This window comes from Arcicella rosea (assembly GCF_040543805.1).
GTDB classification, from domain to species: Bacteria; Bacteroidota; Bacteroidia; order Cytophagales; family Spirosomataceae; genus Arcicella; species Arcicella rosea.
Map to the genome: position 1 here is coordinate 344410 of NZ_JBEUMS010000001.1, position 17686 is coordinate 362095.

The 17686-nt window shown below is 35.2% G+C and carries 12 protein-coding genes; 6 read left to right on the forward strand and 6 right to left on the reverse strand.

Translation table 11 applies throughout. From position 1 onward, the window contains the following. Positions 1–103 precede the first annotated feature (103 nt). Together ABID42_RS01605 and ABID42_RS01610 are read left to right on the forward strand one after the other, a co-directional pair. Positions 104–4831: a pectinesterase family protein gene (locus ABID42_RS01605; RefSeq protein WP_367282160.1), complete on the forward strand. Its 4728-nt coding sequence runs from the start codon at positions 104–106 to the stop codon at positions 4829–4831. A gap of 664 nt (positions 4832–5495) precedes the next feature. Next, positions 5496–6494 carry a DUF4382 domain-containing protein gene (locus tag ABID42_RS01610; RefSeq protein ID WP_323257128.1) on the forward strand — a complete coding sequence of 333 codons (999 nt, stop codon included), beginning with the start codon at positions 5496–5498 and terminating at the stop codon, positions 6492–6494. 117 nt (positions 6495–6611) lie between these two features. Here the strand turns inward: ABID42_RS01610 and ABID42_RS01615 are convergent, their stop codons facing one another. The 3 genes from ABID42_RS01615 to ABID42_RS01625 form a co-directional block, all read right to left on the reverse strand. Next, positions 6612–7679 (reverse strand): serine hydrolase domain-containing protein, encoded by a 1068-nt coding sequence (locus ABID42_RS01615; RefSeq protein WP_367282161.1) that lies wholly within the window; start codon positions 7677–7679, stop codon positions 6612–6614. A 379-nt stretch (positions 7680–8058) separates the two neighbouring features. Then, the gene (locus tag ABID42_RS01620; RefSeq protein WP_323257142.1) at positions 8059–8598 is read right to left on the reverse strand and encodes a DUF2911 domain-containing protein; all 540 of its coding nucleotides are present in this window, start codon (positions 8596–8598) and stop codon (positions 8059–8061) included. 116 nt (positions 8599–8714) lie between these two features. Next, positions 8715–9290 (reverse strand): acyl-CoA thioesterase, encoded by a 576-nt coding sequence (locus ABID42_RS01625; RefSeq protein WP_184128325.1) that lies wholly within the window; start codon positions 9288–9290, stop codon positions 8715–8717. A 223-nt stretch (positions 9291–9513) separates the two neighbouring features. On the opposite strand from ABID42_RS01625, the gene nuoL reads away from it, so the two are divergent. Together nuoL and ABID42_RS01635 are read left to right on the forward strand one after the other, a co-directional pair. After that, positions 9514–11433: an NADH-quinone oxidoreductase subunit L gene (nuoL, locus tag ABID42_RS01630; RefSeq protein ID WP_367282162.1), complete on the forward strand. Its 1920-nt coding sequence runs from the start codon at positions 9514–9516 to the stop codon at positions 11431–11433. Positions 11434–11478: 45 nt separating this feature from the next. Then, positions 11479–13134 (forward strand): complex I subunit 4 family protein, encoded by a 1656-nt coding sequence (locus ABID42_RS01635; protein ID WP_367282163.1) that lies wholly within the window; start codon positions 11479–11481, stop codon positions 13132–13134. On the opposite strand, the gene ABID42_RS01640 is transcribed toward ABID42_RS01635, so the two are convergent. Next, positions 13135–14145: a sensor histidine kinase gene (locus ABID42_RS01640; RefSeq protein ID WP_367282164.1), complete on the reverse strand. Its 1011-nt coding sequence runs from the start codon at positions 14143–14145 to the stop codon at positions 13135–13137. A gap of 74 nt (positions 14146–14219) precedes the next feature. Between ABID42_RS01640 and ABID42_RS01645 the strand changes: the two genes are divergently transcribed. Continuing rightward, positions 14220–15746: an NADH-quinone oxidoreductase subunit N gene (locus tag ABID42_RS01645; protein WP_367282165.1), complete on the forward strand. Its 1527-nt coding sequence runs from the start codon at positions 14220–14222 to the stop codon at positions 15744–15746. A 2-nt stretch (positions 15747–15748) separates the two neighbouring features. On the opposite strand, the gene ABID42_RS01650 is transcribed toward ABID42_RS01645, so the two are convergent. Next, on the reverse strand, positions 15749–16258 hold the full coding sequence (locus ABID42_RS01650) for a phosphoribosyltransferase family protein (protein ID WP_367282166.1): 510 nt from the start codon (positions 16256–16258) through the stop codon (positions 15749–15751). 242 nt (positions 16259–16500) lie between these two features. On the opposite strand from ABID42_RS01650, the gene ABID42_RS01655 reads away from it, so the two are divergent. Further along, positions 16501–17058, forward strand: a complete 558-nt coding sequence (locus ABID42_RS01655) for a YcxB family protein (protein ID WP_323257154.1) — start codon at positions 16501–16503, stop codon at positions 17056–17058. 84 nt (positions 17059–17142) lie between these two features. On the opposite strand, the gene ABID42_RS01660 is transcribed toward ABID42_RS01655, so the two are convergent. After that, on the reverse strand, positions 17143–17682 hold the full coding sequence (locus ABID42_RS01660; RefSeq protein ID WP_367282167.1) for a hypothetical protein: 540 nt from the start codon (positions 17680–17682) through the stop codon (positions 17143–17145). Between the last annotated feature and the right edge of the window lie 4 nt (positions 17683–17686).

Sequence of the window (17686 nt, forward strand, 5' to 3'; positions counted from 1 at the left end):
ACCTCTATTTCAATCAATTGCTTAGTTCTCTTTAATATTTTCCAAAAGGGGACTAAGCATTTTTAACCTTTTTAACGGAAAATACATTTCCTGATAAAATCCGATGAAAACTTCTTTACGATTAAGTAAAGGCAAAAAAAGCTTTTTTTTGCCTTTGATACTCCTTTTGCTTTTTTCTTTGACAATCAATGCCCAACAACTTGCATTTCCAACTGCCGAAGGTGGCGGACGCTTCGCAAAAGGTGGACGAGGCGGAACGGTTTATGAAGTAACCAATCTCAATGATTCAGGTGCAGGAAGTTTAAGAGATGCCATCAGTCAGCCCAATCGAACTATCATCTTTAAAGTTTCTGGAGAAATAAAGCTAAAAAGTCGTTTACAAATTAAACAAAACAACATTACTATTGCTGGGCAAACGGCTCCGGGTCAAGGAATTTGTATCACTGGTTATACCGTAAATATTTCTGCCTCAGATGTCATCGTCCGTTATCTCCGCTGTCGTTTTGGTGACGACAACGCTGTAGATGACGACGCTATGAACAGTTGGAATCACCTTTTTGAAAACATCATTGTTGACCATTGTTCCATGAGCTGGTCAATCGATGAAACGGGTTCATTTTATGGTATTCGTAATTTTACTTTACAATGGTGTATTCTGAGCGAAAGTTTATTCAATTCAAAACACGATAAAGGCAAACACGGCTACGGCGGTATTTGGGGCGGTGCTAACGCTACTTTTCACCATAATTTATTGGCACATCATACTTCTCGAAATCCACGTTTTGGGGGTACTCGTCCGGGCTATATTCCTTATGACGCTTCCGAAGAATTGGTTGATTATCGCAACAACGTATTATACAACTGGGGAAACATCAATTCATCTTACGGTGGCGAAGGTAGCAGAATTAACATGGTGAATAATTATTACAAACCCGGTCCAGCTACGCCGGGGAATTTAACCGTAAGTTCTAGTTCCAATAAAAGAAACCGTTTGCTCAATTATTCCAATTTTGTGGTAGATAATGGCACAGATACTACTTGGGGTGGTAAGTTTTATATTGAGGGCAATGTGGTAGCGGGCTATCCAGATGTTTCGGCAGATAACTGGACGAAAGGTGTACAAAAAGATAGTTATGCAAGAGCCGATGAACTAATCAAAGCGGCACGCCAAAGTGTTCCTTTTGCTACTGCTCCTTTGCGTACTCAAACTGCAGAACAGGCATATTTAACAGTATTGGATAGTGCTGGTGCAATACTTCCACGACGAGATGCTGTTGATGCCAGAATTATTCGTGAAACAAAAAATGGCACGGCTACTTATGAAGGTACTGGTTATTCAACCGTAAAAGATGCGGGAGTTACGCATCCTTCAGGCATTATTGATAGTCCAGAAAATGTAGGTGGAGTTCCAAAATATGGCTCGAATACTCCTTATAAAGATACTGACAAAGACGGAATGGATGACCTTTGGGAAACCGCCAATGGTTTAAATCCTAACAACGCTAGTGATGGAAATACGATAGCAGCAAATGGTTATACCAATTTAGAGAACTTCTTGAATGGAATTAGTAAAGACACTGGAACAGGTGAAATTGCAGGTGGTTCGGTAATCATTGACTTAATGGGTTACGATGCCGTAGTAGCAAAAGACGGAACTGGTTCTTTTAAAACGATTCAAGCAGCCATTGATGCAGCACCTGTAAATGCCACAAACCCTTACAGAATCTTTATCAAAAATGGGAAATATCTTGAAAAAGTATCAATCGTTGCGAATAAAACTTTTATTCATCTCATTGGAGAAAGTGCCGCAAAAACCATTATTTCTTGGAATGATTATTCTGGCAAAGTAAATCCTGCGGGTGGAACTTTCGGTACAAGCACTTCTGCTACTTTAACCATCAAAGCAGCTGACTGTTATTTACAAAATTTAACGGTTGAAAACACCACTGGCGATGCGCCACAGGCTTTAGCCATTTCTTTAGAAGGCGATAGAAATGTGGCAAAAAGCTGTATTTTTCTGGGTGGACAAGATACTGTATTGAGTAATGGAGATGGTAAAAGACAATATTTCAAAGATTGCTATATCGACGGTGTCGTTGATTTTATCTTCGGAAGTGCCATCACTGTTTTTGATTCTTGTGTGGTTTATGCCAAAGACCGAGGAGATAAATTGGCGGGTAGTTATATCACCGCAGCCAATACGCCTACCACCCAAACTTATGGCTATATTTTCAGAAATTGTATTTTGCCATCGAATACAGGAGTAACTTCTTACGTGTTGGGCAGACCTTGGCAAAACGATGCTTCAACGGCAGATGTAGCTAAAAAAGGGAATAAAGTAGTTTTCTTGAATAGTATTTACGGCAACAAAATTGTAAAACCAGAAGGTTGGTCAACTTGGGATACTGGAACCAATACTTCAATCATTACTTACGCAGAATACAAAAACAAACGTTATGATGGAAGTTTGGCAGATATTAGTAAAAGAGTAACATGGTCGAAACAATTAAGTGATGCAGATGCCTTGGCTTATTACGATAATACCAAAGTCTTTGGCACTTGGAATCCATGTGCTACAACAACAGATTTTTGCACTCCATCAAAAGCTGAAATTGCCTTCGTAAATATTAAAGTAACGAAAGGAGCAAATCTTTCTACCCCAACAACTTTCGCATGGAATGTAGCTTGGGCAATGAAAGACCTTCGTTATGAATTATACAGAAGTACCGACAATAAAGCAACTTTCAGCAAATTGACTGAAACTGTATCTGCAAGCGATACCATCATTAATTTCAAAATGACTGATGCCGCACCAGCCGCTGGGAAAACTTATTACTACTTATTGAAAGGAATCAAAACTGGTTTAAAAGATTACATTTCAGATACTTTAACCGTATCAAGCGTTCCAACAATTACGATAGTTGGTACACCCAAAGATTTTATGCAAGGTTTAGGGAAAGCTTCTGCGGCACAAGTTTATAGTTTATCTGCTGAAAATTTAGCTGATAAACTTATGATTACGATTCCAAATAATTTTGAAATTTCTGCCGATGCTGGTAAAACTTGGATGAATTCATCAAGTAATTTTTCCTTGATGCCTACCAATGGAAGTATTGCTACGACAAGTATTCAAGTTCGTTTAAATAGTACGCAAGCAGGTACTTTTAGTGGAAATATTTTGCATGCAAGTACGGATGCTATTAGTAAATCTATCACGGTAAATGGTACTACACAAACCGACCCATTGCCTGTTTCACAGCGTTTGGCTTTTTGGTCGATGATTGTTGCTGATAATGATAGTTCGGCTTTAAGAGCCAAAGGAGTAATTGTTCCAAAACCAATTTTGAAAAGACTTAGCCTTTCAAATAACTCAGTGATTCCTGCTTATTCAGCATTGCATGGACAAGCTTTTGCTCCTTCAACAGATGGAGGAGGATTGTGGACAACTGCTGGAGGAGGTTTTGGAAATAACTTAAACCGTGGATTATATGAACAATTTGTGATTAAAGCTTCATCGGGTTATGCTGTAAAAGTTGACTCTATCAGTTTAAAAATGGCATTGTATGCCGCTGCTACTGGAAAATTTGCTGTTGTTTATTCTAAAACTGGTTTCAAAGCTGATTCTGCTGATGCTTCAGGCGGTTTGATGAGTGGCATACCAATGCCAAATACTGCCAATGGGGCATTTGCTACGCCAGCATTGCCTGTTTCAGAACCTAGTGAAACGGCTACTTTCTATCAATTAGCCCTAAATGGTGCCAATGGTATTAATCTAGTGGCTGGCGATTCAATTACTATCAGAATGTATTTTAGTACGGGTAGTTCAAGTGCGGGACGATATGCAAAAATTAAGGATTTAAGTATTTTGGGGTCTATCAAAGATTTGAATGCCGTGAAACCTGTAGTGCTTAATGTTAGCCAATCGCTCAGTGATTTTACTTTTATGGTTGGGACTAACTCTCCTATCCAAACTTATTCCATTACAGGTGAAAACCTGACTCAAGATTTGAGTATTACTGCACCCATTAATTTTGAAATTTCAAAAGATGGAATAGCATGGTTTGGTTCAAATACCAGTTTGAAGTTAACAGCAATCGCTGGAAAAATTACCCAAACTACCATTTATGTAAGAGTAAACACTGCTAATGCGGGAAATTACTCTGGAAATATTTCGCATGTTACAGAGGGTTTAACTACGATTCTTTTACCTGTAAAAGCAATTTTAACAGCCTCAGCGCCGACGCTTAACATTAGTCAAAATTTACAAGATTTTGTTTATTTGATTGGCGGTGTTCCTGCGAATACTCAAACTTATAATCTTTCAGGCGATAACTTACTGGCTGAAATTATTCTGACGCCTCCACCTCATTTTGAAATTTCTTTGGATAATACAACTTGGGTAAATGCGGCTTCTAGTTTAAAACTTATACCTACGTCAGGAAAATTATCCCAAACAAGTATCGCTGTAAGAATGACAGCTAAACTGATTGGTAATTTTACTGGAAATATTACACATAAGTCTTCAGGCATGAGTGAAAAACTGTTAGCCCTAAAAGGTTCAGTTAATGCTCCTTTAGCGGTGGAAGAAGAACCCGTGAATAAAATTGCCATTGGACCGAATCCAGCACAACAATCGTTGAAAGTATCTCACCCAACAGGCAAAGCAAGCTTAAGTATTTTGGGAACAGGCGGACAAAAAATCCAACAAATTGAAACACAACTCTATTCAACTTTCACCATCATCAATCTTGAACATTTATCTTCTGGTCAATATTTCATTGAATACTTGGCGGACAAACATCGAGAAGTATTGAAGTTTATCAAAAACTAAATAGTGATTAGTAAATAGTGATTAACAATTAGAATTACAAACTTCTAATTATCAATTATTTGCAAAAAATAAAACGTCTCTTAAATTGTATTCATTGCTTAACTATCAGATTAAAAATCTATTTTTAATTACATTTTCTGGTTTAAAAGCAATCGAGATTACTACCAATGCCAAAAGAATAAATTACCTGAGCGGTAACCTTTACGGTTACCGTTTCTTATCTCAGCAATTGTCAATAGGTAACCGCAAGGGTTACCAACAGTTTTATCCTGAAACATAATACCTTAAATTTTCTGAGTAATCAGCATTCTCTTGGATTGTCCAAAAAACTACACAATTTCTACACAATTTCCCCAATTTTCACCTTATTACTCTTTTAGCTTCAAAAAGCTTTTTAAGCATAAAGTTCCGATTCTCTATCACACAATGATGTGAAGAAACAAAACCCCTCCAACAATCAAAACACTGTAAATCAGCAATTTACAATCATCCATTTCCTTTTATGGCTTCTAATCACTAGGCTTTTCATCAGCCAAGCATAATTCTTTTACATTCATTGAGCAAAACAACAGATTCAAATTAAGAAATACAGATTAACGAGTAAATATCCAAAAACGCAAAAATTCCAATTCAATCATTCAAATCTTAAACTTTATAATGTCTTATGAAAACTAAAAGAATCCTTATTTATGCTTTAATGGCTTTCGGAATCGCTACTTTACAATGGTCATGCAGCAAAGATGATGAAAATGTAACGCCAGAGGCGACAGAACAAGACCCGAACGCTCCAAAAGGACAAGTAAGAATGGGCATTACGGATGCTCCAATTGACAATGCCGAAGTTAATGGCGCTTTTGTTACCATTACAGAAGTAAGATTAGACGGAAAAAGATATGATGCTTTCCAAGGACCAAAAACCATTAACATTGCTGAACTGAATAATGGTAATTTCTTTACTTTGGGAGATGGACAATTCCAAACTGGTACTTACAGTAAATTGACCTTTATTTTTGACTATGAAAAAGACCAATTTGGTAATGCACCGGGTTGTTACCTTTCAAAAGTTGATGGTACAAAAAGTAAATTGGTGATTTCTGGTAATGCACGAAATTCATTAGATGTAAATACTAAACCATTTACCATTGCGCAAAATGCAGCAACTGATTTGATGATTGATTTCGATTTAAGAAAAGCCATCAAAACATACAATGAGAACTCAAAGAAAAATTACTCATTCGTAACTTATGGCGAGTTGCAATCGTCTTTCAGAGTTGTTAATAAAACGACTACGGGTACAATCTCAGGACAAATGAGTGGATATAACCAAGCTGTAATGGGTAATGTTGTAGCTTATGTCTATAAAAAAGGCGAATTTAACAAAAGCACAGAAGCAAAAGGACAAGGTGATAGTTCTGTAGAATTTAAAAATGCAGTATCAAGTTCAAAAGTGGATGGAAATGGTAATTTCAAAGTATCGTTCTTAGAAGAAGGTGATTATGAAATTCACTTCGCTTCATACAAAGCTTCAGGCGATGCTAGTTCATCAGCTACACTAAACGCTTTCTTGAGTCTTTCAAGTGCTTTAGATTTGAACAAAATTTCAGTTAAATCAAACACTGATATTAGATTAACTTTAGCTGTGACTGGTGTGGTAGGTTTATAAGTTTCGTAAATACCTTTCCCAATATTAGCAAAAGAGTAATTTGCTAGCTAAAACCCTCCTCTTTGTGGACAAAACAAAAAGGAGGGTTTTTATTTGTACTTATAATACCATGAAAAGTTATTGTAGAGATGCTTCAACCAATTTCCTTAATTCAACATATTTCTCTTGGCGACCCTCTGATTTTAGGTAAAATGTCATTAAAAATGCACAGTACTTCTTGTCATTATTAATCCAAGGAAAACTTCCGAACAATCCCGGACTGCTAATTGCGCCATTTGCCATAATCCATTCCCCGAATCCATAACCTAATCCACCCGCCTCCGCAGGGGAATAAGCCACTTTTACTTCGGCATTAATTCTATTTACTTGCATTTCAGCAATACTTTTTTCTGAAAGAATCTGCTTTCCATGAAACTGACCTTTATTCAAAATCATCGTCAAGAAATTCATATAATCATTGGGCGTACTGTTTGCACCGCCAGCAGGCAAAGCTACTTTGGCTTTGCCAAAATCGGTATTTTTCATCTCAAATGGTGATGCAATGCGTTCGGCAAATAATGTTTCAAATGATTTTCCGCTTATCTTTTCTATGACAGCACCCGCAATTTGTAAACCTGTATTACTGTAACGAAACACTTTGCCTGCTTGTCCTTCCCTTGGATATTGAGCAATATTTTCAATGGCTTCGTCCATACTATGGATTACTCTCATTTCTTTTAAATTTTCTCTTAAATCAGGAGATAAAATGCCCGTAGTATGTGATAAACATTCCTTTATTGTAATTCCCCCTTTACCATTTTTTGAAAGTACAGGCAGAAATTTCCCGACGGTATCGGTTAATTTCAATTTGCCTTCATCCACAAAAGTCATCACCAATGCAGCACTCAGCCATTTGCTACAACTGGCAATTGGTTGTTTTGAATTAGGAGTAAAATTACTAAAATCTGCTGTTTTATCTTGGCGGGAAGCAATCAATTTGCCAAGCATTTTTTGCCTATTATTCATCTGATTCACAGCATGGCTATACACTATTTTCCCATCTTGATAAACCATCAAGATAGCTCGCCCGCCCATGTCATCAACATTGTTTTCAAGCCATTGATTTAGTTTAAAGTATTGTTCTTGTGCAAAAGCATTCCCTGCTAAACCAAAGAGCAACCACAATAATAAAAGATTCTTTTTCATATTTGAGGGTCAATTATGATAAAATAGTGTTGTTAAAATCTTATCTATTTCTCATTCTTTTTTTCATAAGCAACGAGTAGAAAAATATCTTGAGTCGTATGTACTAAATTAGCCAATACCCATTAGAAATATAGCAATTTCATACAAAAAGAGTCTCCCGACATACTTAAAGTATATTGGGAGACTCTTTTTTGCGGTATTCTGCGGGATTTTATATCTCACGAGATACTCAAAGTATATCACGAGATACTTTTTTGCGGTATTTTGCGTGATTTAGTGTCTCTCGACATACTTGAAGTATCTCGTGAGATACTTCAAGTATGTCAAAACCGAAGAAAACCGCAAAATGCTTATTTTTTGATTTCGATACAAAATGTAATTACTGAATCGGAACAGTGACTACTGTTGTATCCCAATGTAAAATCATATCAACGCCTACTTCTTTTTCATTGAAATCAATGGTAAATTTTTCTGCGCTATCTGTTGTTTGAGTAGATGGGGCTGGTACTTTCAAAACATCTTTCTTTTCATCATAAGATAAACCCCATTGCCCAACTTCTGCATTGAAAATGATTGTCCAATCTCCTTTTTCTGGAATCGTAAAGAGTGTATAAGTACCTGCTTTGAGTAATTTCCCTGCAATGGTTACATCTTTTGAAAACTTAATTACTGTTGCTTCGTTCGCTCCTGTTCTCCACCATTTACCATAAGGTACAAGGGCTTTTTCTGTATCTGTTCCGAAAATTAATCTACCTTTTTTTGAAGGTTGACAATAATCTACGGTAATACTCAAGCCATTTTTTTCGTATTCTGCCGTTGAAGATGGACTAAACGATTTGGTGTAATAAAATCTAAAAAAAACTGCTAGAGAAGCTAAAATTGCTAGGATAATGAGGATAACTCTTAATATTTTCATCATGAATACTCAATTAGAGAGATTGGAATCAGTAGATTAGGATAAACTTGGAATCAATTTTGTAAAAGTACTCCATTTTATCTTGGCTTCAAAATGATTCCAAACACCTAATTATTAATTTATATCCACTCGCTTTGCATATCTTTTTCACGCTTCACAATACAACGTTCGGCATCTAATAAATGTAAGTTTTCATCAATTTCCATACAAGTTTTGGCATCATGCAATAGCTCTTTGTATGAACTCTTAATTTCTTTACGTTTCAGTGCTTCCAAAAATCTACGGATGTCTTCATCACTTTCTAAAATTAGTGGCGGTACAGCCGTCAATTTTCCATGATCATCTTTGGCAACCATCGTAAAATAAGAAGTATTTGTATGTTTTACACTCGCCGTTTTGATATTCTCAGCCACTACTTTAATACCTACAATCAAAGAACTATTCCCAACATAATTGACCGAAGCATGTAGCGAAACCAATTCACCTACTTCTACGGGCTGTTTAAATTCAACATTATCTACCGATACCGTAACCACATACGTGCCTGAATGCTTGGCAGCACATACATAAGCAACCTTATCCATTAATGATAATAAAATTCCTCCGTGAATTTTTCCTCCAAAATTTGCGTAAGACGGAATCATTAACTCTGTAATGGTCGTTCTTGAATAGTTTACTGTTTTTGCGTTATCCATCGTATTAAAGTATTTGGTTAATTAAAGAATATAAAATAAAGCAAGGAAATGCTATTAATTGCAAAGAAATATTGAATATTAAGAGATTACTCCACAAACTTAGTGGGTTTTATCTAAATTCGATTAGGAGTAAATACATTTTGACCCGTATATTTGCACAAAAATTGAAATTTTCCAAGAAAATCTCTACGAAGGAGTATAAAAACCTTCGTGATTAAGCTTTATGAATCCTTCCACTTTGATTTGGCTCATTTTACTAACCCCACTCGCAGGGTTTATTATGCCAATTCTGTTGGGTAAAAAATATAATACTTTAGCCGCTTGGCTAAGTATCGCTTTAACAGGGCTAAACCTTATTTTTTCAATCGTACTTCTTCGTCAAAATCTACATGTTGCCAATCCACATTTGGTTTTCAATTGGTTTTTACTCGGAAAAGAAACTTACTCTTTTGGCTTCTTAACAGATTCACTTACGTTAATGATGTTGGTATTGGTAAACTTCATTGCTTTACTGGTACAGATTTTCTCATTAGAGTATATGGAAGAAGAACCCGACCAATATCGTTATGTTGGTTTTTTAAGTCTTTTCGTATTCTCGATGCTTGGCATTGTTTTGACCGATAATTTATTGGTAATGTATGCCTTCTGGGAATTGGTAGGTTTAAGTTCTTACTTACTAATTGGTTTCTGGTATCAAAAACCAGAAGCAGTGAATGCTTCTAAAAAGGCATTTTTAGTGAATCGTGTGGGTGATGTTGGTTTTTTACTGGGGATTTTTCTAGCATATTATTTATTTGGTCATAGCAATTTTCTGTCTTTCAGTAGCGAAATGGCGAATGTTCCAGATACTTCCTTAATTCCAGTAGCAGGCTTATTACTTTTCTGTGGATGTGTTGGTAAATCAGCACAATTTCCATTGCATACTTGGTTGCCCGATGCCATGGAAGGACCAACGCCAGTTTCAGCATTGATTCACGCCGCCACAATGGTTGTTGCTGGGGTTTATTTATTGGCTCGTATTAATCCATTATTAGGTTTTGATGAATCTGTAATTGTAGCTTCAGTCGGCTGTATTACCATGCTGATGGGTTCCGTTTATGCGATTTTTCAAACAGATATTAAAAAGACTTTAGCATATTCTACCATTTCACAAGTAGGTTTGATGGTCGTTGGTTTGGGTTCTGATGCTTCTATTTTCCATTTATTAACCCATGCTTTCTTTAAAGCTGGTTTGTTTTTAAGTGCGGGTTCTATTATTCATGCTTTGCATCATGCGGGACACGGTTTTGATGCACAAGACATGCGCCTGATGGGCGGTTTACGCAAAAGGATGCCTTTTACTTTTGTTTGTTATATCGTTTGTTCGTTGGCTTTGGCGGGAATTCCATTCTTTTCTGGATTTTTATCGAAAGATTCTATTCTTGCACAAGTAATTGCACAGGCAGAACAACATCAAAGTATGGCTTTACATCTTATCAGCGTAGTGTTTTTCATCGGTATTCTATTGTCTGCATTTTATATGACTCGTCAGGTTTGGATGGTTTTCTTTGGTGAATTCAGAAATGAAAAAGCAGATGTATTTGCCATTCATGAAGGTTCTTGGAAAATCACTTTTCCTATCGGTTTATTAGCGATTTTATCCATTGGTTTTATATTTACTTTCAATCCACTCAATGCTGAAAGCACTTGGTTTTGGGAATTTATGAAACCTGAAATGGTAGAAAAAACGGGCGAAAATCATTGGGTAGCTTATCTTTCTACTACTTTGGCTGTGGCAGGAATTGCTTTAGGATATTTATCCAGAAATAAAGTTTTTGATTTTACAGTTCCGACTTTAGACGCTCTTTATCAAAAAGCCTTTGTTAATCCAGTCTTGAAAGCATCCGATTTACTACAAGGATTGGATAAAGATTATCTTGACCGATTCGTAAATGTATTTGCCAAATTACAAGTCGTGATTGCTAGTATGATTGCTTGGTTTGATGCCAAATTTATTGATGGTATTCCGAATGTGATGGCATTTTTTGCTGGACAAATCGGGAAAATTACTCGTTCAGTGCAAGCGGGTAAAGTACAGCTTTATGTAGCCATGTCGTTTTTAGGCTTGATTGCATTGGTTATTTTTATCGTTTTTTCATCTTGATATTGCGTTTGACACTCTATCGAACACAATTTTTCTTATATCATTATGCCCATTTTATCAGTACTTATATTTTTACCATTGATTGCTTCGTTGGTTGTGGCTTTTTCTCCAGACCAATTCAAAGCTTATTTCAAATGGTTTACGCTAGGCGTTACAGCGATAGAATTAGCGATTTGTATTTACTTATACCAAAATTTCAACCACGATGTTGCCGATTATCAATTCCTTGAACAATTGGATTGGATAACGCTACCATTGGGAAATTTGGGTGTCGGTTCTATCGACTACCTTTTGGGTGTAGATGGCATCAGTATGCCTATGGTTTTATTAACGGGCATTGTGATGTTTGTTGGAGCAATTTCCTCTTTCCAAATTGAACAAAAAGAAAGAGGCTATTTTTCACTTTACTTGTTACTATCAGGTTCGGTGATTGGCTGTTTTATGGCTTTAGATATGTTTTTGTTCTACCTTTTCTTTGAATTCATGCTTTTACCAATGTACTTTTTGATTGGTATTTGGGGCGGACCAAGAAAAGAATATGCTTCTATCAAGTTTTTCCTTTATACTTTATTTGGGTCAATTTTCATCTTAATTGTGATGATTGCCCTTTATCTTTCTGTAGTTGACCCTGTAGAAACGGCTGTCAGAATTGGTTTAATTAATGATGTTTCGGAAATCACGCCACAAATTATTACAGAAGTACAAAACTTATTGAAAGACCTAAAAATTCCTTCAGAACAAATTGTACATACTTTCGATTTACGATTTATGCCAGATGCAGGTAATTTCCTTCCTGATTCTTGGTTGAATATTTTATCTGGAACGCAGATTTTCAGTTTCTCAGCTCGTGCTTTAGCTTTTATTTTATTAATGATTGGCTTCGGTATTAAACTGCCAGCCGTGCCCGTGCATACTTGGTTACCAGATGCTCACGTGGAAGCACCAACGCCAGTTTCAGTTGTACTTGCAGGAATTTTATTGAAAATCGGTGGTTATGGATTTTTAAGAATCGCTTATCCTATTTTTCCAGAAGTAGCTACAGAATACGCTTTTGTGATTGTTGCCTTTGGGGTATTATCGATTATTTACGGAGCATTCAACGCCTTAGCCATGAACGATTTGAAGAAAATGATTGCTTACTCTTCGGTTTCGCACATGGGTTTTGTACTATTAGGAATTGGCTCATTAACTAGCGAAGGTATCAACGGAGCGGTATATCAAATGTTTTCGCATGGAGTACTTTCTGCAATGTTGTTTTTATTGGTGGGTGTTTTGTACGACCGCACACACGACCGCCGTATTGATAGCTATCAAGGTTTGGCGAATAAAATGCCTCTTTACACAGCCATGACGGCTATTGCCTTTTTTGCCTCTTTGGGTTTACCTGCTTTTTCAGGTTTTATTGGCGAAGTATTTACTTTGATGGGCGGTTTTAATAGTCCATTAATTCCAAGATGGTTAACGGCAATCGCTGCATTTGGTTTGGTTTTAGGTGCTGGTTATTTCCTTTGGACCTTACAAAGAATTTTCTTTGGGAAGTACTGGGTAAGACAATTTGAAGGAGTTTTAGAAGACTTAAATTTCAGAGAAAAAATAATGCTTTATCCTTTATCAATCTTGGCTTTGGTATTTGGTATTTTCCCTCATCTCATTTTTGATTTGACGAACGCTACCATTTCAGAACTGTTGAAATTGTTTTAACTAATAAGGCATTTTAATAATGGCTGATACTTTTCCTTGAGCATTCATAATTTTCAAAGAAGCATTATCGCCATATTGTAATTCAAGGCGTTTTTTAAGGTTTTCTAGTCCAATACCTCCTTCATTACTTTTAGGTCTTGGATCAAAAACACCAGAGTTTTCAACACTTAAAATGATATAACCTTTTTCAGTATTGGCAGTAACTCTGATATGTCCACCAGATTTTAATTGACCGATTCCATGTTTTACAGCATTTTCTAAAAGCGTATTGATAGTCATTGGCATAATTAAAATATTTCCAATGTCATCTTGAATCTGGAAATCATATTCTAATCGAGTATCAAAGCGTAGTTTTTCAAGAGAAAGGTAATTTTCAGCCAAACGAAGTTCTTCGCTAAGTGTTGCTTTTTGTTGTTCGCCAAGATTCAAAGAAAGTCTGAGTAAGTCAGATAATTGAATGATAGATTCACGAGCCTGAACATTATCAATAAGAGTCAATGCTTTAATACTATTCAAAGCATTGAATAAAAAATGAGGATTTAACTGTTTTTTAAGGCTTTCTAATTTTGATATTCTTAACAGATTTTCAGTATGAGATTCTCTTTGTTTTCTATCTTGATAAATACTGAGAAAACGAAACAAGTTAAAAAACATAAACCAAGGCAAGACTTTCCATACATTTTTCAGGAAAATCACGATAAAAGCCTCAAAAGAAGTATCTGAATAATTATATAACTGATAATCAAGAACAGTATAAATCGAGCCTATTGACAAAGCACCTACCATCGGGAAAAGCGCATTTTGAAGATGAGTAATATCATCTGGATGGAAGCGCCCGATAATAATTTTATAAAAGTGACTTGAAATTAGACCTGTAAAAAAATAAAGTATTAAATAAATAGTTTTAGTAGATTGGTTGAAATCTGTAAATTCAATGTGTTGGATAGAAAGAAGTGTGACAATCGACCAGCAGAACATTTGAATCAACCAGTAGAATTTAGTTTTATTCATAATTTTACTAAAATTGAAGTTAAACTCAAACATAACAACAAAAGTAGAATAAAACACGCTTGCGAAGAAAAATAATGACCAAAATAATATACTTACCCGATTTACTTGCCCATATTCTTGATAGTTTGAGCATCATTTCTCCAGAAGTCTTTCTGGGGGCGGTCTTTTTACTCCTTATTATTGCTGAATTATTCCTTTATAAATACGCTTCTCAAAAATTTGATTTATCTGAAAGTACTAACGAAAACGCTTATCAAAATACGTTGTGGGGTATCTCTTTAATTTCAGTTTTAATTGCTCTGAATCAAATTGTGCAACAATTTTCAAATACAAATGATACATTTTTGTTTGGACAAATGCTGATATTAGATAGCAAAGCCATTTTCTTTAAAGTACTCTGTACACTTTCTGTCATTATTCTATTGGCACATATTTATGTTTCAAAAAGAAAATACGCTGGCGAATTCTACCCTTTGATAATTAGTGTGTTGATTGGTTTAAATCTAATGACGATGTCGGTGAATTTATTAATGATTTACCTTTCTATCGAAATCGTTTCTATTTCATCCTATATTCTTACAGCATTTAATAAAACGAAAAAGGCTTCTGAAGGTGGTTTAAAATATATCCTATTTGGTGCAGCTGCTTCGGCAGTTATGCTTTATGGAATGTCATTATTATATGGCATGACGGGCACTTTAAACATTGCTTCGCCAGACTTTTCAAGAGGGATTGCTCAAACAGATAATATTGCTTCAACCATTGCGATTGTACTAACACTTTGTGGATTTTTATTTAAAATATCAGCGAGTCCATTTCATATCTGGACACCCGATGTGTATCAATCTGCTCCCACTCCGATTGTCGCTTTCTTTGCTGTAGCACCAAAAATTGCAGCTTTTCTTGTCATTATTCGTTTTTACTCTGCTGTTCCGAACGACTTGCAAGTACTTACAGCTGTAATCGCTTTGGCAAGTATTACTTTCGGGAATTTCTCGGCTTTATGGCAAAAAGATACCAAAAGATTATTGGCTTATTCAACCATTGCTCATACAGGTTTTATGTTGATTGGCTTGGTAACGCTTTCTGAATTAGGAGTAAAAAGTGTAGTTTTTTACTTAATCGTAAGTTTGTTTACTAATTTTTCAGCCTTTTTGTTGATTGATTTAGCCGCTAATAGAACTGGCAATGATGTTCCAGAAAATTCTTCAAAATTCTCTATCGACAATTTTAAAGGATTAGGAAGAATCAATCCATTGTTTGGTACATTGGTTGTAATCGTGATGATTTCATTGGCAGGTTTACCTCCTACTGCTGGTTTCTTTGCGAAACTCAATGTATTTTCAGCACTTTGGGAAGCCTACCAATTATCAGGAAAACAAATCTTATTATTACTCTTCGCTTTTGGCTTACTGAATACTGTAATTTCTTTATTCTTCTACTTAAAAATTCCTTTCTTGATGTTCTTTAAAGAAAGTGAAGAAGGCAAAACTTTTAAACTCAATATCGGACAATTAGCCTTAGCAATACTTTTGGTTTTACCAATTTTAGGCTTATTCTTCAAAGCTGATTGGTTGATGAATATCATCAGCCAATTATAAGTTTATTTAAGGTAAACACCCATTCTGCTTTCGTCATCTAACACAACAGAAACGTATTCGCTTAAAGTTGTTGAAAGTTCATAACCCACGTAGTCGGCCATGATAGGAAAACGACGATAATTTCTATCAACAATTACAGCTACTTGAATGCGTTTTACGGGAATACTTAAAAATGGAGATAATGAATAAGCTAATGTTCTGCCACTATTCAGTACGTCGTCAACAACGATGATGGTTTTGCGCTCTAAAAATCTTTCGTCGCAGTCAAATTCTACTGGACTTTCGTAAGTAATATCTTTATCGACATCAATCAATACGGCACTGGCTTCTAAAGGAGAAATCTCTCTAAGTGTAGATGCTAATAATTTAGCGAAAGCATGACCTTGCCCTCTGATTCCAGCAATGACAATATCCGACTCTTCAAAATTATTTTCATAAATTTCAAAAGCAATTCTTCTAATTTTTTGAAGTACTTGTGTCTGACTCAGGATTTGGCTTTCGATAAGTTCCATAATTTACAATTCTTGAAAAGTCTTGGATATTTTTTCATTAAGATGTTAAAATTAGCATTCAAAAGCACCTAAAACAAATCATTAAAGGTAATTTACCCATAATTTCATCTTGTACTTAAATTAATTACAGTCCAAGAATTGTATGATGAAATCATTAATTTGATGCTGATAAAGCTCTTCACTACAAAACTTCCTTATTTTTTGTACCTTTGTGTTCTGAATCACCAAATTTTATTACAGACATGGCAAAAGGATACGCTCAGTCACAACAAAGACGAGTACAACAACCAATTCAATCAAATCCGTTAGCAATCAAAACCAAAAAGTTTGCCCTTGAAAAAAATAAATTCATCGGAATAAACATGATGCAACTCATTAAAAATCAATGGTATTGGGGATTTGTGCCTTTAGCATTAATTTTTATCAACGTAATCGTAAACCTTACTGGTGTTTATCATAATTACTGGATTTATGTTTTAACAATTATCGGGGCATTAGCTTATTTGATTTTCTGGGCAATTCAATTTACAGGTGTTACTCAATTAGAACAATACAAGCAACTTTTTAGTAAATATCGTTACGAAATTGACAGTCGCCAGATTTTGATGAAATTGAATGACACAGAAGGAGGCGTTATTAAATGGGATATGATTAAAAATGCTAGAAAAACCAAAGAAGCATTTATCTTAGATATGGGTCAATATCAATTTATTTACTTGCCATTCACAGTATTTAATAATGATAGCGATAAGAAATTATTAGATAGAATATTGAAAGATAAAGGATACGAAATCGCCTAAATCTAATTTTCGTACGTGAAGATATGTACGGAAAGTATTTAATAAAAATCCCCTGCAAACCGTGTTTGTAGGGGATTTTATTTTTTAAGTAAACTCTTTTAAAAACTCTTTATAGTTAAAAATCACCCAGAAAGTAAACATAACAGTTGTTATTACTACTATCAATAAACAAGCCTTGAGAGACGAAAAAATAACATCTTCTTTTATTGATTCATAAGTTAAATCTTTGCAAGATATGTTTTGTTCAGGATTACTTGCTAAGTATTGGACACAAATTGTTTGACCTATTTCTCCTTCGTAACTTTTAAAAGTTGTACCTACATAACTTTCTCCAGCAATAGAGAATTTAAACTCCCCAAGAGAACCAATACTTCTTCTTGATGAACTCTTCTTTCTAACAATAACCGCTCTAGTTTCAACAGGATTTTTTAACACAGCGTCTCTAACCGAATTTCGGTTAACCACTTGAAATAAAATTATACTAAAAATAAACAGAGAAATACCAATCCAAAGTAAAAGCATAAAACGAATAAATGATTTTACTTTATCCCGATTTAGTTTTCTACTTTTACGTTGTGATTTTGCATTTTCTCTAACTAATGCTCTTTTTAATCTCCTATTCAATGTT